General features: G+C 67.5%; 13 protein-coding genes. 5 read left to right on the top strand and 8 right to left on the bottom strand.

What is annotated here, in order from left to right; translation table 11 throughout:
- Positions 1-8: 8 nt before the first annotated feature.
- The 3 genes from EV646_RS32685 to EV646_RS32675 are packed head-to-tail and all read right to left on the bottom strand — an operon-like array spanning position 9 to position 2,748.
- Positions 9-815: an ABC transporter permease gene (locus EV646_RS32685; RefSeq protein ID WP_132155508.1), complete on the bottom strand. Its 807-nt coding sequence runs from the start codon at positions 813-815 to the stop codon at positions 9-11.
- Positions 812-1,780: an ABC transporter permease gene (locus tag EV646_RS32680; protein ID WP_132155506.1), complete on the bottom strand. Its 969-nt coding sequence runs from the start codon at positions 1,778-1,780 to the stop codon at positions 812-814. The genes EV646_RS32685 and EV646_RS32680 overlap by 4 nt, the downstream gene beginning before the upstream one ends.
- Positions 1,738-2,748 carry a LacI family DNA-binding transcriptional regulator gene (locus EV646_RS32675; protein WP_132155504.1) on the bottom strand — a complete coding sequence of 337 codons (1,011 nt, stop codon included), beginning with the start codon at positions 2,746-2,748 and terminating at the stop codon, positions 1,738-1,740. Before EV646_RS32675 ends, EV646_RS32680 begins: the two co-directional genes overlap by 43 nt.
- 201 nt (positions 2,749-2,949) lie before the next feature.
- On the opposite strand from EV646_RS32675, the gene EV646_RS32670 reads away from it, so the two are divergent.
- Genes EV646_RS32670 through EV646_RS32660 form a run of 3 tightly spaced genes read left to right on the top strand, consistent with a single transcriptional unit; the run spans position 2,950 to position 7,991 of the window.
- A complete protein-coding gene (locus EV646_RS32670; RefSeq protein ID WP_158291080.1) occupies positions 2,950-5,037 on the top strand; it encodes a golvesin C-terminal-like domain-containing protein in 2,088 nt (695 codons plus the stop codon).
- Complete coding sequence (locus EV646_RS32665; protein WP_132155500.1) at positions 5,034-6,866, top strand: glycoside hydrolase family 127 protein; 1,833 nt, start codon at positions 5,034-5,036, stop codon at positions 6,864-6,866. The genes EV646_RS32670 and EV646_RS32665 overlap by 4 nt, the downstream gene beginning before the upstream one ends.
- Before the next feature lie 60 nt (positions 6,867-6,926).
- Positions 6,927-7,991 (top strand): type IV toxin-antitoxin system AbiEi family antitoxin domain-containing protein, encoded by a 1,065-nt coding sequence (locus tag EV646_RS32660; protein WP_132155498.1) that lies wholly within the window; start codon positions 6,927-6,929, stop codon positions 7,989-7,991.
- Positions 7,992-8,000: 9 nt separating this feature from the next.
- On the opposite strand, the gene EV646_RS32655 is transcribed toward EV646_RS32660, so the two are convergent.
- The gene (locus tag EV646_RS32655) at positions 8,001-9,722 is read right to left on the bottom strand and encodes an aminotransferase class V-fold PLP-dependent enzyme (RefSeq protein ID WP_241996469.1); all 1,722 of its coding nucleotides are present in this window, start codon (positions 9,720-9,722) and stop codon (positions 8,001-8,003) included.
- A gap of 92 nt (positions 9,723-9,814) precedes the next feature.
- Between EV646_RS32655 and tenA the strand changes: the two genes are divergently transcribed.
- Entirely contained in the window at positions 9,815-10,474 is a 660-nt protein-coding gene (gene tenA / locus EV646_RS32650) for a thiaminase II (protein WP_132155496.1), read from the top strand.
- Positions 10,474-12,027 (top strand): phytoene desaturase family protein, encoded by a 1,554-nt coding sequence (locus EV646_RS32645; protein WP_132155570.1) that lies wholly within the window; start codon positions 10,474-10,476, stop codon positions 12,025-12,027. Before tenA ends, EV646_RS32645 begins: the two co-directional genes overlap by 1 nt.
- 155 nt (positions 12,028-12,182) lie before the next feature.
- Here EV646_RS32645 and EV646_RS32635 read toward each other — a convergent pair whose 3' ends face one another.
- The 4 genes from EV646_RS32635 to EV646_RS32620 all read right to left on the bottom strand — a co-directional run bounded on the left by EV646_RS32635 (position 12,183) and on the right by EV646_RS32620 (position 18,063).
- Positions 12,183-13,475, bottom strand: coding sequence for a (Fe-S)-binding protein (locus tag EV646_RS32635; RefSeq protein ID WP_132155494.1), 1,293 nt, complete (start codon positions 13,473-13,475; stop codon positions 12,183-12,185).
- Positions 13,475-14,659, bottom strand: a complete 1,185-nt coding sequence (locus EV646_RS32630; protein WP_132155492.1) for an FAD-binding oxidoreductase — start codon at positions 14,657-14,659, stop codon at positions 13,475-13,477. The genes EV646_RS32635 and EV646_RS32630 overlap by 1 nt, the downstream gene beginning before the upstream one ends.
- Positions 14,659-16,113, bottom strand: coding sequence for an FAD-linked oxidase C-terminal domain-containing protein (locus EV646_RS32625; protein WP_241996468.1), 1,455 nt, complete (start codon positions 16,111-16,113; stop codon positions 14,659-14,661). Before EV646_RS32625 ends, EV646_RS32630 begins: the two co-directional genes overlap by 1 nt.
- Before the next feature lie 81 nt (positions 16,114-16,194).
- Positions 16,195-18,063: a hypothetical protein gene (locus EV646_RS32620; protein WP_132155490.1), complete on the bottom strand. Its 1,869-nt coding sequence runs from the start codon at positions 18,061-18,063 to the stop codon at positions 16,195-16,197.
- Position 18,064: the final 1 nt, after the last annotated feature.

The raw sequence follows: 18,064 nt of genomic DNA, 5'->3' as shown, positions 1-18,064 counted from the left end.
GAACGGGATCACCTGAGTTGACCGCGGCCGAAGCGGGCGGTGAGCTGGTCGCCGAGGATCCCGATGTTGACGATCAGCAGCGACAGTGCGATGCCTGGCAGGGCGGAGATCCACCAGGCGGTGGCGAGGTATTGCTTGCCGTTGGCAATGGTCTGGCCCCAGGACACGGCCGAGTTGGGCAGGCCGATGCCGAGGAAGCTGAGGCCAGCCTCGGCCAGTACGACGAGGGCGAACTCCAGCGTGGCCAACGCGACCACCGGCCCGGCCGTGAACGGCAACACATGCCGGACGAGGATGAACCTACGACGTACGCCGAGCACCCGGGCCGCGTCGACCCAGGCTCGTTCGCGGACCGAGAGCGCCGTACCGCGGGTGACGCGGGCGAACGAGATCCATGCGGTCGCCGACAACGCACCGACCACCACGACGACACTGCGCTGGAACGAGCCCGCGATCACGATCGCCAGCAGGATCGCGGGAAACGCGAGGAGAATGTCGATGCCGCGGGACAACACGGTGTCCAGCCAGCCGCGGAAGTAGCCGGCCACCGTGCCGATCGACGTACCCACGACGGCGGAGACGACGACCGTCGAGACACCGATCAGCACTGATGTACGCGCGCCATACACGACCTGGGCGAAGACGTCGCGGCCGAGACCGTCGGTGCCGAACCACGCGGTCGCGCCGGGCTTGAGCAGCCGGTGGCCGAGATCGGTGCGCACCGGGTTGTAGTCGATCAGCAGTGGGCCGATGACGGCGACGGCAGCGTAGAACGTGAGCACGACGTACGGGATCCGGCTCAGCCACGTCTTCATGCCGCACTCTCCAGCCGGATGCGCGGGTCGAGCTGCGAGTAGACCAGGTCGGCGGCGAGGTTGAAGATCATCACGATGCCGGCGACGAGGAAGGTGGCCGCCTGGACGACGGTGTAGTCGCGGTTGGCGACAGCGTCCACGACCAGCGTGCCGACGCCGGGCCAGGCGAAGACGTTCTCGACCACGACCGCGCCGCCCATCAGGCCGCCCATGTGCAGGCCGATGATCGTGACGACCGGGATCAGCGAGTTGCGCAGTGCGTGGCCGAGCAGCACCTGCCGTTCGGTGAGGCCTTTGGATCGGGCCGTGTTGATGTACTGCTCGCGCATCGTCTCCGCGACGCTGGTCCGGGTCAGCCGGGCGACTGTCGCGGTGAACGGGAGCGCCAAGGTGATTGCCGGCAGCACCAAATGTGCGGGCGTCCCGGAGCCGGCGCTGGGCAGCAGCCGCAGCGCGAGCGCGAAGATCAGGATCAGCATGATGCCCGACCAGAACGTCGGGAACGACTGCAGTGCGATGGTGCCCGCGGACACCACCCGGTCGACGACCTTGCCCGGACGTCCACCCGCGATCAGGCCGAGCGTCAGACCGGCGATCACCGCGATCGCGGTGGAGGCGAGCATCAGCTCGGCGGTCGCCGGCATCCGTTCGAACACCTCGGCCATCGCGGGCCGGTTGAACAGATACGAGTCGCCGAAGCGCAGCCGTACGACGTCGCCGAGATAGCTCACGTACTGCACCGGCAACGGCCGATCGAGACCGAGCTTCGCGGTCAGCTCGCGGATCTGGTCCGGGGCCGCGTCCGGCCCGAGCAACAGCGTGGCCGGATCGCCCGGAGCGGCACGGACGATGACGAAGATGAGCGAGGCCGCGCCCCACATCACCAGTACGCCGACGAGCAGCCGCTTCACGACGACGCGCGTCACGACGGCGGCCCGACCGTCGTACCGTCCGTCAGCGGGCACTCCACGCTCTCGCTCTTGGCCTCTGCCTCTGGGGTCTCCAACTGGCTCACCAGCAAGCGCGTCGCACGCCGGCCCATCTCCTCGCGCGGAACCACCAGACCGGTCCACTGCGTGTCCTCGCGGCGCGCTCCGATCGAGTCACCGAGTACGACGACGCTCAGCTCACCCGGGATCGACACACCCGCCCGCTCGATCTCCTCGGCGAGCAGGACCTGCTCAGCCACCAGGGCGGTAATTCCGCCGTGCCGAATCTCGGCCACCAGCCCTTCGACCTCGTCGACGGACTCGAGTGTCCAGACCGGCGCCATCTGCCGGCGCCCCTGCCGGAAGCCCCGTTCGCGATCACGGCTCGGTTGCGCGTCGCCGTCGCCGAGTCGCGCGTACGCGACACGTTCGTGCCCGAGCTCGTACAGCCGCTCGGTGAGCTGTTGGGTCGCGCCGGCGTAGTCCGCCGCGACGTACGACACCGGCGCGCCGGTGACCTCCTGGTGGCCCACGTACACGAAGGGATAGCCGGAGTCGCGGAGCTGCTCGACCTCCTCGGTGTCCGGGTTCCGGCCGAGCAGCAGGGCGCCGTCCGCGAGGGAGAGCCGGGTCGAGCCGTCGCGGAAGATCTGCCGCTCGCCTTCGGTGCTGGTGAACAGCAGTAGGTCGTACCCGAGCTCGGCGGCTTCCTGCTCCATGCCGAGCAGGAACGGGAAGTAGAAGTTCCCGCTCGTGGTCGGGAACACCGCTTCGAACGTGTAGACGCCGAGGATCTTGTTCCGGCCGCCGGCCAGCGAGCGCGCCGAGGCGTTCGCGACGTACCCCCACTCGCGCATCACCGCGAGCACGCGGTCCCGCGTCGATGGGCTGATCCGGACGCCGGAGTCGCGCTCGTTCAGCACCAGCGACACGGTCGCCTGACTGACACCGGCCAGCCGGGCGATGTCGGCCTGCGTCGGCCGGCGCGCCGGTCCGGGATTCATCCGATGGCCTCCTGCTAATACGGGCTAGCAATTTCTGATCGCCGAGTTTCGCCTCGTGATCTCCGTCGTGTCAATAGCTCATGCCCGAATCAGCAGTTGTTAAAGCTAATACCCATTAGCGTCTGGCGTCCCGCGTCGATCATGGTCTAACGTCCGGCCAACCCGGTCTTCCGTTGCCCCGCCATGTGCAAGGAGCACTGCATGTCCATCAGCCGCCGGAACTTCACTCTTGGCCTCGCCGCCGGCACCGCCGCGGCCGCTCTCCCCGCCCCCGCCTTCGCCAGCGCACTCCACGCTTCAGCTGACAGCGCCGTTGGGGGCAGCAGTACGCCGTACTTCGCCGAGACCACGCTGTGGGACTCGGCCGTCGATCCACTCGCCAGCTACTTCGTCTACGGCCTCGTCGTACTGCCGGACGACACGATCATCGCCTGCACCGAAGGTAGGCATGAGACCTGTGACGCCGGCCCGCACGACCTGCTGATCCGCCGCAGCACCGACGGCGGCCAGACCTGGACGCCTACCCAGGTGGTGGAGCTGTCCGTCGACGGGCAGACGTGGGCGAACCCGACCTTCGTGGTCGACCGGACCACCGGCGAGGTGTTCCTGTTCCACAACATGTGCGTCCGGCTACCCGAGAACACCAGTTGCTCGGCCGACTCGAGCACGGTCTACTTCATCTCCAGTACGGACGGCGGCGTGACCTGGAGCGAGCGTCGCAGCCTGGCCGGCCTCTTCGACCACTTCCCGTACAACTGGGCGATGCACGGTCCCGGTCCGGGCCACGGCATCCAGCTCGCGTCAGGCCGCCTGGTGCTCAGCGTCTCGCATCGCACGATCATCACCGGCGTACCGGCCGATCAGCGCAACTACGGCGTCTCGACCATCTACAGCGACGACCACGGCCAGACCTGGCAGGCCGGTGGCGAAGTGCCGATGATCGCGGGGCTGCCGACTCTGGGCGAGGCCAGGCTGGTCGAACGCGCGGACGGCACCGTCCTGATGAACAGCCGGCCGGGCTCCGGTCAGGACTGGCCGCGGGGCATCGCGGTCAGCTCGGACGGTGGGCTGACCTGGTCCCGCTCGGTGCTCGACTTCAACGCCGGGGTCTTCAACGGTTGCGACCACAGCCTGATCAAGTATCCCGGCGGGCGCATGGTGTTCAGCCGCCCCGACGCACCGATGCGCTGGAACATGACCGTCTCAGTCAGCTACGACGAGGGCTACTCGTTCCGCTACAGCCGCTCTGTCCATCCAGGCCGGTCGTTCTACTCGGACCTGGCTCACCTGTCCGACGGCACGATCGTCCTGCTCTACGGCTGCGACGGCGACCTCGACGGCAGTCCCCAGCGGGTGTCCGTTGCCCGCTTCAACCTGGAGTGGCTGACGCAGGGCCGTGACAGCCTCGCGACCGGTCCTTGCCTGACCGAGCGTACGCAGGACCTCGGCAACGGCGCGCCGGGCGTACGACGTTCGGGCGGCACAGTGTCGGTGGTCCGCGAGGCCACGGCACGTCACGGCGCCCGCGCGGTCTACACCCCCGCGGCCGTGGGCGACTTCATCGAATACCCCTTCACAGCTGGGCCGGACGGCGACTACGAACTCTGGCTGCGCTACTACCGCTCGTCCACCGGCGGCCTGGTGACCGTCACGGTGGACGGTCAGACTCTCCGCAACTCGACCTTCGACTTCACGACGTACCGCATGGACGGGTACGCCGTCTCGCTCCTCGGCAAGCTTCGATTGCAGCCGGGCCGGCACACCATCCGCTTCACCCTGGCCGGCGCAGGCCGTGGCGGCGGTACGACGATGTCCCTCGACGAACTGAGCATCGTCGCAGCGGCCCGCCCGGCCGACGTACGCGAGGAGGTGACCGTGGACAACGGTGGCGACCTCGGGTTCTCAGTCGTGGGCGCTTGGCCGAGCAGCCGCGGCGTGCCCGGGTACTACGGCTTCAACTACGCGTCACACGCCAAAGGCACCGGAGCCAACGTCGCTACCTGGCGCCCGGCGCTGCCCGGCGACGACAGCTATGAGGTGCTGGTGTCGTACTCCGCCGGCACCAACCGGGCGACCGACGCGACGTACGTCGTCCATCACGCCGACGGGGTCACGCCGGTCACGGTCGACCAGACGCAGCACGGCGTACCGGAGGTCCGGACCGGCGAGTGGGTCTCGCTCGGGACCTTCCGGTTCGCGGCCGGTATCGACGGGTACGTCGAGCTCAGCGATGCGGCGAACAATGTCGTGATCGCCGACGCCGTGCGCTTCCGCCGGCAGCCGGCATGATCGCGCCGGTGCTTCCCGGTCCGGCGGCGGCCATCGTACTGCGGCCGCTGCCGGACAGCCGGGTGACGGGTGGGTTCTGGCAGCGACGGATGTCGGCCAATCGGGATGCGATTCCGGTCGGGTATCAGCGGTTGGTTGATGCAGGCAACATTCGGAATCTGGAGATCGCGGCAGGTCAGGCTTCTGGTATGGCGGAGGGCGGGAGCTTTCGCGATTCCGATGTGTACAAGTGGCTGGAGGCCGCGGCTTGGGATGGCTACGACGCGCGCGAGCTTCGTCGTACGATCGCTGCCGCTCAGCGCGACGACGGCTACCTCAACTCGGCCATCCAGGTGCGCGGCGAGGAGCGGTACGACCGGCTGTGGATGAGCCACGAGCTCTACTGCGCCGGTCATCTGTTCCAGGCCGCGGTAGCGGGCGCACGAACCGGCAACACGGAACTGCTCGACGTTGCAACGCGCTTCGCGGACCATCTCGTGACGACATTCGGCCCGGACGGACGGACCGAGCTCGACGGTCATCCGGCGGTGGAGCTGGGTCTCGTCGAGCTCTACCGGCAGACAGGCTCACGCGAGTATCTCGACCTGGCGCGCTACTTCGTCGACGCACGCGGCTACGGCCGGGCCACCAAGCCAGGCTTCGACCCGTCGCACTACGGCGACCCGGCGCACTATGCCGACCGCGTTCCGGTGCGCAAGGCGGAGACAGTGGAGGGCCATGCGGTCCGTGCTGTCTACTTCGCCGCCGGCGCCACGGACGTCGCCATCGAGACCGGCGACACGGAGCTGCTTGAGGCTGTCCGGAGGCAGTACGACGCGATGCGGCGGCGGAAGCAGCACGTCACCGGCGCGGTCGGGTCGCGGTGGGACGGTGAGGCGTTCGGCGACGTCGACGAGCTGCCACCGGACCGCGCGTACGCCGAAACGTGTGCGGCGATCGGGGCGCTGCAGTGGGCATGGAGACTGCTGCTGGCGACCGGCGATCCCTTGTACGCCGACCAGATCGAGCTGATCCTCTACAACGCGATCCTGCCGGGGGTGTCGCTGACTGAAGCGGACTACTTCTACGTGAACACCCTGCATCGCCGTACGGGCGCTCGAGGTGACGTGCAGCGCTCACCGGCGTACGGACGACGGCCGTGGTTCAACTGCGCCTGCTGCCCACCGAACGTGATGCGCACGCTGGCCAGCCTGCCCGCGTATCTAGCCACTGGCACGGACGAGGGTCTGCAGATCCATCAGTACGCCGTCAGCTCGCTACGCGCCGGCGCCTTTGCTGTGGACGTCGACACCAACTATCCGTGGGACGGCCGCGTCACCCTGACGATCGCGGAGGCTCCCACGCATGAGGTCGAGCTGGCATTGCGAATCCCCGAGTGGGCAGCCGAAGCCACAGTCGACGGCCAACCAGCCGTTGCGGGATATGCCAAGCTCCGCAGGGTGTTCCGGGTCGGTGAACAAGTCGTACTAGACCTGTCACTCGCACCACGCTTGCTCGTCTCGGGCGACCGAGTGGATGCGACCCGTGGCTGTGTCACCGTCGCACGAGGCCCACTCATCTACGCCATCGAGCAGCCGGACCAGACAGCCACCATCGAAGACCTCCGCCTCGACCCCACAGCCGAGGTCCACGCAACCCCACGCCCCGACCTACTCGACGGCGTCACGCTCCTCCACACCACCGGCCTCGCAGTCGCCCCCTCCGACTCCCCCTACCCCACCTACGGCGCCCAGCCCTCCACCCGCCCAGTCCCCATCACCCTCATCCCCTACTACACCTGGTCAAACCGCGGCCCCCACGCCATGCGCGTCTGGATCCCCACAACCTAGCCTCAAGGGTCCAAGCGCGACTTTGTCCACAGGAGCAAAGTCAGGGCTCGGTGGAGGGCCATGTCAGGGCATGTTGTCGATGTGGAGGGATCAACGGCATCGAAGCTTCCGGCGGACGACGGGCGAGTACGACGGTTCGTCGAGCTGCGCGAGCGACAGCAGGGCGCCTTCAGCCGCGCCCAGGCTCAGTCGAGCGGAATCGACGACTACGTCCTGGTACGGCGATCCCGGAATCGGCAGATCCAGCGAATCCACCAAGGCGTGTACGCGGACTTCACCGGACCGCTCCCGTGGGGCACCCGAGTCTGGGCGGCGTGGTTGGCTTGCGGACCCGAAGCGGCGCTGACCGGCGAGACCGCTCTGCGCTGGCACGGGCTCAACGGTGACTGGGACGATCACACGGTCCATCTCGCAGTGCCGCAGAACCGCAGGATGGAGCGCCGAGCCGGCATCCGGATCAGCCGCCGGAAAGACTTCTCGTCGTGGTTGCTCGAAGGACGCGAGCCAGGAATTGTCCGGCTGGAGGTCGCCGTGTTGACCGCGGCAGCCGGGTACGCCGCTCCAGACCAGCGGGCGGCGCTTGTGCTCGACGCGTGCCGTCAACGCCGTACGACGCCCGAGCGATTGCTGGCCGAGCTGAACCGACTCCCTCGACTCCGCGGCCGGGACCAGCTGCATCAGATCCTCTCGGACGCCGCAACCGGCGTGCAGTCTTTCCTCGAGCAGACCTACCTGAGACGTGTAGAACGCCCGCACGGCCTACCCGTCGGCACCCGCCAGCTCCGCGTGACCGACGGCAAGACGGTGAGGTACCGCGACATCGAGTACCTACCGTACGACCTGATCGTCGAACTCGACGGCCGCGCCGGCCATGCCGACACAACCTCCAGTTGGCGGGACATGCAGCGGGACAACTCGGCCACACTCCGAGGCAAGATCACGCTGCGCTTCGGGTATCAGCTGGTCAAAACCCATGCGCCGCCGCTGCCCAGGTCGGCGCAGCACTGGCGCTCCGCGGCTGGCCCGGCACCCCCACCACCTGCTCCCCCACCTGCCGCATCACTGGAGGGTTTTGAACGACTCAATGGCGGGTTTCTTGCGCTATTTCACAAAACCCTCCACTGATCCAAGAGCTCAGGGCGAGGTCAGGCAGCGGGCGGGGAGGTCGAACCAGCGGAGGTGGTCGAAGTCGGTGTTGACGTGGCCCTCGGTCTCGTCGGCACCTGGACACGTGGACAGCATGTCGCGGGCTTCGGCCAGGTAGTCCTGGAGGGCTGACTCGGGGGCGGTGTGGTCGTGGCGTGGGTACCTGAGTTTGCCGTCGGCGTCGTACCCGACCTGGGACAGTCGCAGCGGCGGCTCGACCGGGCCGCGGTGATGCCGCCACAGGCCGTTCGTCGGGTCGAAGCGGTAGTCGGCGAGCAGCCGCCAGCCGTCTCGCGCGACCAGCTTCACCGCCTCGACGACGTACGAGAAGACCGCCTCGGAGATGAAGTAGTTGAAGTTCACCCGGACCCAGCCGGGCTTGATCCCCTCGCACCCATGCAGGATCTCTTCGGCGAACTCATGCGACCGCTCCAGGTCGATCCCGAGCAACGTGTGCCCGTACGGACCCGCGCACGAACACCCGCCGCGGGACTGGATCCCGAAGAGGTCGTTGAGCAGGGCAACAACGAAGTTGTGGTGCAGGTACCGGCCGGACGGCGCCTTCACCACGAACGACACGATTGACAGCCGCTCGGCGTCGAGGTTGCCGAGGATCTGGATGTTCGGTTCCTGCCGCCACGCCTCGACCGCGCGGCGCAGGTAGGCGTCCTCATGCGCGCGGATCACGTCGATTCCGACCGCCTGCTTCAGCTGGAACACGAGCCCGGCCCGGATCGACCCCACGATCGCGGGCGTCCCGCCCTCCTCCCGATGCACGGGGTCGTCGAGGTAGCGGTGCTCCAGCGGGTTCACGTACGCGACCGTCCCACCGCCCGGTACGTCGGGCACCCGGTTGCGGAGCAGCTCACGCCGGGCCACGAGTACGCCGGGAGTCCCCGGACCGCCGATCAGCTTGTGCGGACTGAGGAAGATGGCGTCCTTGTACTCCAACGGGTCGTCGCCGTACATGTCGATCTCCACGTACGGCGCCGCGGCCGCGCAATCCCAGAACGACAAGGCGCCGTGCCGATGCAGCAGGGCTGACAAGAGCTGGGTGTTGCTGACGATGCCGGTGACGTTGCTGGCCGCGGAGAACGAGCCGATCTTCAGCGGGCGATCGGCGTACTCGATCAGTCTGGACTCGAGCTGGTCGATGTCGATGTGGCCGTCGTGGTCCTGACTGATCACGACCACGTCGGCGATCGACTCGCGCCAGGGCAGCTCGTTGGAGTGATGCTCGTACGGGCCGATGAAGACAACCGGGCGCTGGTCGCGCGGGATCTGGTCGGTGAGGTGGTAGGTGTCGTCGAGCTCGGCCGGGATGCGCAGGCCCATGATGCCGATCAGCTTGTCGATCGCACCGGTCGCACCGGAGCCGCAGAAGATCACCGCGGTCTGGTCGTCGCCGCCGACGCTCTGGTGGATGATCCGGCGGGCGTCCTCGCGCAGCCGGGTGGTCTGCAGGCCGGTGCCGCTGGACTCGGTGTGCGTGTTCGCGTATCGCGGCAGCACTTCCGCGCGGATGAAGTCCTCGAGGAAGGTCAGCGCCCGCCCGGAGGCGGTGTAATCGGCGTACGTCACCCGGCGCGGACCGTACGGCCCGTGCATCACCTGGTCGTCGCCGATCACCGACGCCCGGATCCGCCGCAACAGGGCGGTATCCGGCGGCATTTCCTGCCGCGTCTCCGCCCGCTCCCCCACGATGCTCATGCCTCAGAGTAAAGCGGACGAGTGACCTACGTCTCGTACTGCCGCGTCGCGTTGTGGATAAGGTGCAGACCGGAGCGAAAGGAGCTTTACGGATGACGTTTTCCGGCGAGCTGTGGGACCGCGGTGGCGCGGCCATGTACGACGAGATCGTCCGGCATCCGTTCATCACCGGGCTCACCGACGGCTCCCTGGACCACGACGCGTTCCGTTACTTCATCGTTCAGGACAGTCACTACCTGCGTTCGTACTCGCGTGCGCTGACGCTGATCGCCGGCCGCGCGACCGACGAGGACGCGGTCAGCATGTTCGCCCTGCACGCGGCCAACGCGATCGCGGTCGAGCGGGAGCTGCACGCGTCGCTGCTGGGCTCACTGGGCCTCACGTCAGCGGATGTCGACGCAACCGGCTCCGGCCCGACGACTACGGCGTACATGTCCTATCTGACGGCTGTCTGCGCGACCGGCACGTACGCCGAGGCGGTTGCCGCCGTACTGCCCTGTTACTGGATCTACCGCGACGTCGGCCGCGAGCTGCTCAAGCGGTCGTCGCCTGACCCGCTCTACCGGCGGTGGATCGAGACCTACGGCTCGGACGAGTTCGACGCGGTGGTCGAGTCGGTACTCGCGGTCACGAACGGACTGGACGTCAGCGCCTCGGAGCGAGAACGTTGCCATAGGCACTTCGCGACCACCTGCCGTTACGAATGGATGTTCTGGGACGCCGCCTACAACAAGCTGGAGTGGCCGGTCTGATGAAGGACTTCTACGACGTCGTGATCGTCGGCGGTGGCCACAACGGCCTCACCGCCGCGGCTTACCTCGCCCAGGCCGGGCTGTCGACGCTGGTGCTGGAGCAGCAGGCCCACACCGGCGGCGCCGCGGTCAGCCAGCAGGTGTTCCCAGGAATCGACGCGCGGCTGTCGCGGTACTCCTACCTGGTCAGCCTTCTCCCCGACAAGATCGTCGCGGACCTCGGCCTCGCCCTGGAGCTCCGCTCGCGCTCAGTCGCGTCGTACACGCCCGTACGACGTGATGGTCGCGACCTCGGCCTTCTCGTCGACCGGCCCGAGAATGCGGCCACGCGCGAGTCGTTCCGGGCCTTGACCGGTAGCGACGCCGAGTACGAGGCGTGGACGTCGTTCTACGGCGCCGTCGGTTCGCTGGCGGAGGTGATCGCTCCGACGCTGCTCGAGCCGCTCGTGACCGGCTCGTCGTTGAAGGCTCGAGTGGACTCCGCTCTGTGGGAGGAGTTGATCGAGCGGCCGCTCGGCGAGGCGATCGAGCGACGCTTCGCCGACGACACCGTGCGCGGAGTCGTCGCGACCGACGCCCTGATCGGGACGTTCGCTGGGATGCATGACGAGTCGCTGATCCAGAACCGATGCTTCCTCTACCACCTGATCGGCAACGGCACCGGCGAGTGGCGGGTGCCTGTCGGTGGGATGGGCGCGGTGACCGATGCGCTGGCTCACGCGGCCCGGCTCGCCGGTGCGTCACTGGTCACGAACGCTTCGGTGGCCTCGGTGGAAGCCGATGGCGTCAGCGCCTCGGTCACCTGGATGGGCGGCGACGGAGAACGCTCGGTCGACTGCTCGTACGTACTGGCGAATGTCGCGCCGGCCACTCTCGATGCTCTCCGCGGTCGTGTTGGCGGTCAGAAGCCTGAGGGTTCGCAGCTGAAGGTCAATCTGCTGCTCTCCCGGCTTCCTCGGCTCAAGTCCGGTGACGACCCGGCGCACGCCTTCGCCGGCACCTTCCACATCGACGAGGACTACAGCCAGCTGGAGTCCGCCTACGTGTCCGCGGCCGATGGGGTGCTGCCCGCCGTACCGCCGTCCGAGGTCTACTGTCACTCGCTCACCGACCCGTCCATCCTCAGCCCGTCACTGGTTGCCTCCGGCTACCACACGTTGACCATCTTCGGCGTCCACTTCCCCGCGCGGTTGTTTGCCGACGACAACGAGGCCGCGCGGGCCGAGTCGGTCCGCCGGGTGCTGGCCGGGCTCGAGTCCTACCTGGCCGAGCCGCTGGCGGACTGCATCGCCCGTGATGCCGATGGCAACCTATGTGTCGAGGCCAAGACGCCGTACGACATCGAAGCATCGGTCGGCATGCCCGGCGGTCACATCTTCCACGGCGACCTCCAGTGGCCGTGGGCAACCGACGATGCCGGCGCCGGCCGCTGGGGCACCGAGACCGACGTCGCCAACCTGCTGATCTGCGGCTCCGGCGCCCGCCGCGGCGGCGCCGTCAGCGGCCTCGGCGGCCACAACGCCGCCATGACCATCCTCACTGCCCAGTCCTGACCCTTGGCAGCGCGAGTCTGACCGTTCCTGCGGCCGCAAGAGTCAGAGCGGCGTTGACAGCGATCGCGGTGGTGAGGCTGCCCACGAGATCCGCGGTGAGGAACGCGGACATGATCGGGGTGCCCATGGTGATGCCGACCTGCTGGTGCGCACTGTTACTCAGAAGCTGCTGGCAAGGATTGCCCGCGGATTGACGCGTCGAGGACTTCGACTGTGTGGGCTGTTGCCATGGATTTGCCTTGGCGTTCCAGGGATGAGGTGACTTGCATGAGGCAGCCGGGGTTTGCGGTGACCAGGAGGGCGGCGCCGGTGGCTAGGACGTTCTTGGCTTTGGCGTCGCCTAGTTCTTGGGCTGGTTCGGGGTTGAGGAGGTTGTAGATTCCGGCGCTGCCGCAGCAGATTGCCGAGTCCTTGATCTCGCGTAATTCCAGGCCTGGGATGGCGCGCAGCAGTTCTCGCGGTTGGCTGCGGACTCCCTGGGCGTGGGCCAGGTGACAGGCGTCGTGGTAGGCGACTGTCACTTCCAGTGGATGCCGTGGGGCGACGGTGCCGACCTCGACGAGGAACTCGCTGATGTCGCGGACGCGGTCGACGAAGGCCGCCGCGCGGTCCGAATACGAAGGATCGTCCGCGAGCAGCTCTGCGTACTCCTTCATGCTCGAGCCGCATCCCGCGGAGTTCACCACGACAGCGTCGACACCAGCCTGCTCGAACGTGTCGATCAGCTTCCGGGCAAACCGCTGAGCCTCAGGCTCCCGCCCACTATGGGCAGAGAGCGCGCCGCAGCAGCCTTGCGAAGCCGGAGCGATGACGTCGAAACCCTCAGCCGCGAGTACGCGCGCCGTCGCAGCATTCACGCCAGGGAAGAACTCACGTTGAACGCACCCGAGCAGCATGCCGACAACCCCGCGCCGCTCGCCTGCCGCGGCGACTCGCTCAGGGACGCGTTCGGCTCGCGACAACGGCGGGGCCAACGATTCCATCGCGGCCAGACTCGGCGAGATCCGCTGCAGCAAACGCGATCTGCGCAACAGCCGGGACAGTCCGGATCGCTGGTGGAGACGCAGCGGTCCACGCAATGCCCGCAGCCTGCGTGGATAAGGAAACAGCTGGAAGATCGCCGTACGCAGCGCCCGCTGGCCCGTCGGCCGCTCGTGGTTGCGCTCGACCTGTGCGCGAGTGGCCGAGATCAGTACGTCGTACTGGACACCCGACGGGCACGCGGTCACGCATGCCAGGCAACCGAGGCACGCATCGAAGTGCTGCACTGTGGACGGGCTCAACGGCTCACCCTGCCGCACCTGATCCATCAGGTGGATGCGGCCGCGTGGGCTGTCCATCTCCTCGCCCCAGAGCACGTACGTCGGACACGTCGGCAGACAGAACCCGCAGTGTACGCAGTCCGCCAGCAACTCCGCCGACGGCGGCCGGTGATCATCGAAGCTCATCAAATGCCTCCCACGAAGCGTCCCGGCGACAGCAAACGTCCGGGATCGAACCGTTGCTTGACCGAACGCATGAGCTCGAGCCCACGCACCGGGCCCCACAGATCAAGCTCGCCACGCGCCTCCTCCGGAGCATCGAGTACGACGACCGACCCGCCGAACCGGGCCGACTCGCGCCGTAGGTTCGCCACGACATCAACGACGGCGTCGCTCACCCCGAGCAGCCCTGTGCCGACACCTGGTGAGCCACGGAAACGTAAGGACCCAATTGCCTCAAGCAACTGAGTCAAAGCGCCGATCTCATAAGTCACCTTGAGCAGCGCCCCGGCCGGCTCCCCACCCCACCACGACGGTGGCTCCGTCGACGACTCGGCATCCCTTGCCAGCAAGCGAATCACCTCCTCACAGATCGCGTCGACGCCGTCAGCATGACCAACAATCTGTACGGCGACCTGACCACGACCGTCGCTCCAGTCCAGCTCAATCGCCGCAGCCATCACCTGACTGTGCACCAGCGCCTGCACGGCTTCATGCGCCTGCTGGGCACTGTCGACCTCGACGCTCACCCAACGACGGCCCTGCGGGATCGGGTGCAGCCGAAAGGCGACCTCGGTGATCACGCCCAACGTCCCGTACGAGCCGGTCATGATCTTGGCAAGGTCATAACCAGCGACGTTCTTCACCACTTTGCCGCCGCTGTGGGCCACCACACCATCGGCCCGCACAAAGGTCATCCCGATCACGAGATCCCGTACGGCGCCATGCCGCAACCGCAGCGGTCCCGTCGAGGCGGTGGCCACGGCTCCACCCACCGTGCCCTTCCGCGCCGGGTCGATCCCCAACTGCTGTCCCGAAGCGGAGATGTCTTGCTGAATCGTCTCCAACCGCCGACCAGCACCGGTGACGAGGATGAGATCGCCCTCAGCATGCTCGACCAGCGCATCCAGGCCCGTGGTGTCGAGCACCACATCCACTCGCTGCGGCCGATTTCCCCAGCGCAGCTTGGTCCCCGCTCCGCGTGCCACGACAGCAAGATCGTGCGCTGACGCGACCCGCATGATGTCGGCGACTTGCGCGGTAGTAGTAGGACGCACCACCCACTGAGGCAGCTCGCCGACCACCGCGTCGGCGTCTTTCGCGGGCTCCAGCTCGCAGGCACGCTCGAGCTCCGACTGCACGTCCGGCATCAGAACACCTCCGCCACGCCGTCCGCCGGAACCCCTTGCTGCTTTCGAGGACGCTCGCCACACAGCCGTGGAGTCGGAAAGACCTTCCCAGGATTCGAAAGCGAGTCCGGATCGAAGGCACAGCGCAGCAGTTGCATGGTGTCCAGATCCTCGTCGGTGAACATCCGCGGCATGTACTGCGCCTTGTCCGACCCGACACCGTGCTCGCCCGTGATCGAACCGCCGTGCTGGATGCAGAGGTCGAGGATCGCCCCCGACACTTCCTCCGCCCGCTCGGCCTCGCCCTCGCGCCGCTCGTCGAAGAGCACGAGCGGATGCAGGTTGCCGTCGCCCGCGTGGAACACGTTGGCCACCCGGACGCCGGATCGCTCCGACAGTTCGGCGATGCTGCGCAGTACGCGCGGCAGCGACGTACGTGGGACGACTCCGTCTTGGACGATGTAGTCCGGGCTGATGCGGCCGACCGCGGCGAAGGCCGACTTGCGACCTCTCCAGATCAGAGCCCGTTCCTCGTCGTCGCGGGCGATGCGGATCTCGAACGCTCCCGCGGCCTGGCAGAGACCAGTGACCTGATCGAACACGTGCTGGACGTCCGAGCGTGGTCCGTCGATCTCGACGATCAGTACGGCGCCAGCGCCGGGCGGGTAGCCACAATGCACGGCAGCCTCGGCCGCTTCGATGGCAAGCGCGTCCATCATTTCGATCGCGGCCGGGATGACTCCGGCGCCGATGATCGCGGATACCGCCGTACCGGCGCTGTCGGTGCTGTCGAACGCCGCCAGCAAGGTTCGGACGTCCTCCGGGGCACGGGTCAGGCGCACGGTCACACCCGTGACGACTCCCAGCGTGCCTTCGGAGCCGACCAAGGCGCCCACCAAGTCGTAGCCCGGTGTGTCGGGCGCTTTGCCGCCGAGCTCGACGATGTCTCCTTCGGGCGTGACCAGTTCCAGGCCGGTGACGTGGTTGGTCGTGAAGCCGTACTTGAGGCAGTGCGCTCCGCCCGAGTTCTCCGCGACGTTGCCGCCGATCGAACACACCTGCTGACTCGACGGGTCCGGGGCGAAGTAGTACCCCATCGGCATCGCGGCGTTCGTCAGCTGCATGTTGATGACGCCCGGCTCGACCACGGCGCGCTGCCCCTCGATGTCGAGTTCGAGAATCCGGCGCATCCGGCTCATGACGATCAGCACGCCGTCGGCGTGCGGCAACGCTCCCCCGGACAATCCCGTACCGGAGCCTCGGGCGACGAACGGGACACCTAGCGCGGCGCACTCCTTGACCGTCGCAGCCACCGCGGCCGTAGTGTCGGCGAGGACCACCAGCGCGGGAACCACCCGATGGTGGGTCAGGCCGTCGCATTCGTACGTACGTCGTTGCGCGCGATCCGTGATGACGGCGGCGTCACCCAGTTGTGCGCGCAGCCGAGCAGCGAGCGCCTCGATCTCCACCAGCACCTCGAATTCTGCATAGCGGAAAAACTTTTCTACGATTCGGCAGTCTATGAGGCACGTTCGCAGGGGTCAACGACAGGCGTGTCAGTCCTTGGGAGGCGGTACGTCGGCCAGGTAGTCGAAGGCCAGGCCGCTCGAGCCTTCGCCGCGGCCGGTCTGTTTGCGGACGCCGAGCCAGACGAACGTACGGCCGGCGTTCCAGCGGGTTCGCTGGAAACTGGTCGATACGACGGTTCCGGCGCGGGGCACCTCCTCCTCGTGGAGGAGGTAGCCGGTTTGGGGAGTGTCTTCGAGGCCGGGCCGGAGCAGGGAGGTGCGCGGGCGGACGGGATCCGGCGTGGGGGCGGTGTCGCCTTCCATGATCCGGAGCATCGCTGCCCGCTGGAGCTGGACCTCCCTGTTGTTGCCCGCGACATGGACCGGGATCAGCGGGATCCAGTTCTCCGGGACCGAGCTCATCACCTTGTAGCGGATCTTCGCACCTTCGGCCGGCGGAAGCGGCTCGGGTGGTGCGCCGAGGCGGCGTTCCAAGTCGGCCTCGTAGAACACGCGAGTCTGCTCCGCCGCCTCCCGCCCGTTCGCGGGGTCACCGGACGGGAGAGCGATCGTCTGCTCGATTCCCCAGACCATGTTGGCCATCTCGTCGCGGCCGAGCATGACCTGCTCGAGCGGCCGTCCTTCGAGGACCTGACGTGCCGCCGGCGGCAGCACCAGGCTGCGGTCGGCGGGCTCATGACCCTTGCCGCGAATCGAGACCAGGAACATCGCCCAGCGCTGCCAGTCATCGTCGTCGCCACGCCCGGCCGCTTCGACCCAGGTCCGCTCGCCGAACACGTTCGTGACCGCCATGCCCTGGATCTCCGCGATGGTCGCGGCCGGAACGGTGAACGGTACGACGAACCAGTCGTTCGCGAACACGAGCCCGAACTCGATCAGCAACAGTTTCGCCAGGTCGGTCGTGTCCGGCTTGATATCGCCGAAGTTGGTCCGGGAGTCCTCGAACCGCCACCAGCGGGTGTTCGGCATCCCGTTGAACGTCGCCTGCGTCGGCAGCATCGACAAAGTGTGCGGCTTAGGCGGAACAGCAGCCGGGTCGACGTCTCCGAGCGTGCTCCGAGCCGGGTCGACGTCGAAGTTGTACCAGTCGAGATGACCCTGGTAGTACTCCTCCGCGACCAGCACCTTCTCCACTTCGCCGTACGGCGCCGATACCGCGAACTGATACTCGAGTCGCTCCTTCTGCCAGGCACCCGGTCCTTCGGGCTGGTGAAAGACACGACGGAACCAGCGGACGAACCGCTCCGCGACGACGTCGACCTGGCCCTCCATCCCCACCAGCGCCGGGATCCCGTCGTACGCATGATTCGCCGCCGAGGCGAGGTGGTCGAGCAGCTTGACCCCGTCCATCCGCCGCGTCGCCACGGCAGTAAAACTCGACCACGCCTCAGGATGGGCACACGTCGAAGCATCATCGAGATCCCTCGGATCCGGCAGGTGAATCGGATACCGGCCGATGAACTGCTCGGCAACCAGCGGAGCCGGCGACACAGTGCGGATCAGTTTCAGCCATTGCCGCCCGAGCAGCAGCCGGAGGTCGAGCGCGATCTCATGGCCACCCTGTTCGATCGGTACCGCCATCCGCTCGACATGTGCCTCGAGCGGGATCTGGTCGTCGAACGGTTCGACCGGACCCAGCACCGCCTGGTACTTCTGCAGCTTCGTCGTCTCCAGATGGACCCTCACGTCGATCGGCGAGCCCGCGTCGTCGCCCTGGAACTCGCCCATCTGCCACTGCCGGGTCAGCATCCACAACGCGTCCCGGACCTCGGCCCGCAGTGCGCGGTCGAAGTTCTCCGCTCGCGGCCGGCCCTCGAGCCGGTTCCAGATGGTGATCGCCGGCCGCGACTTCTTCGCGATGACCGAGCCGAGATTGCGCGTGATGCTGAACGGCATG

The organism is Kribbella antiqua (genome assembly GCF_004345665.1).
Lineage (GTDB): Bacteria > Actinomycetota > Actinomycetes > Propionibacteriales > Kribbellaceae > Kribbella > Kribbella antiqua.
This window is presented reverse-complemented; position numbering and strand designations above follow the sequence as displayed.

Excerpts from the sequence above, each read along its gene's own strand:
- EV646_RS32685 (WP_132155508.1), bottom strand. The coding sequence starts at position 815 with ATGAAGACGTGGCTGAGCCGGATCCCGTACGTCGTGCTCACGTTCTAC.
- EV646_RS32675 (WP_132155504.1), bottom strand. The coding sequence starts at position 2,748 with ATGAATCCCGGACCGGCGCGCCGGCCGACGCAGGCCGACATCGCCCGG.
- EV646_RS32670 (WP_158291080.1), top strand. The coding sequence starts at position 2,950 with ATGTCCATCAGCCGCCGGAACTTCACTCTTGGCCTCGCCGCCGGCACC.
- EV646_RS32665 (WP_132155500.1), top strand. The coding sequence starts at position 5,034 with ATGATCGCGCCGGTGCTTCCCGGTCCGGCGGCGGCCATCGTACTGCGG.
- EV646_RS32660 (WP_132155498.1), top strand. The coding sequence starts at position 6,927 with ATGTCAGGGCATGTTGTCGATGTGGAGGGATCAACGGCATCGAAGCTT.
- EV646_RS32655 (WP_241996469.1), bottom strand. The coding sequence starts at position 9,722 with ATGAGCATCGTGGGGGAGCGGGCGGAGACGCGGCAGGAAATGCCGCCG.
- tenA (WP_132155496.1), top strand. The coding sequence starts at position 9,815 with ATGACGTTTTCCGGCGAGCTGTGGGACCGCGGTGGCGCGGCCATGTAC.
- EV646_RS32645 (WP_132155570.1), top strand. The coding sequence starts at position 10,474 with ATGAAGGACTTCTACGACGTCGTGATCGTCGGCGGTGGCCACAACGGC.
- EV646_RS32635 (WP_132155494.1), bottom strand. The coding sequence starts at position 13,475 with ATGAGCTTCGATGATCACCGGCCGCCGTCGGCGGAGTTGCTGGCGGAC.
- EV646_RS32630 (WP_132155492.1), bottom strand. The coding sequence starts at position 14,659 with ATGCCGGACGTGCAGTCGGAGCTCGAGCGTGCCTGCGAGCTGGAGCCC.
- EV646_RS32620 (WP_132155490.1), bottom strand. The coding sequence starts at position 18,063 with ATGCCGTTCAGCATCACGCGCAATCTCGGCTCGGTCATCGCGAAGAAG.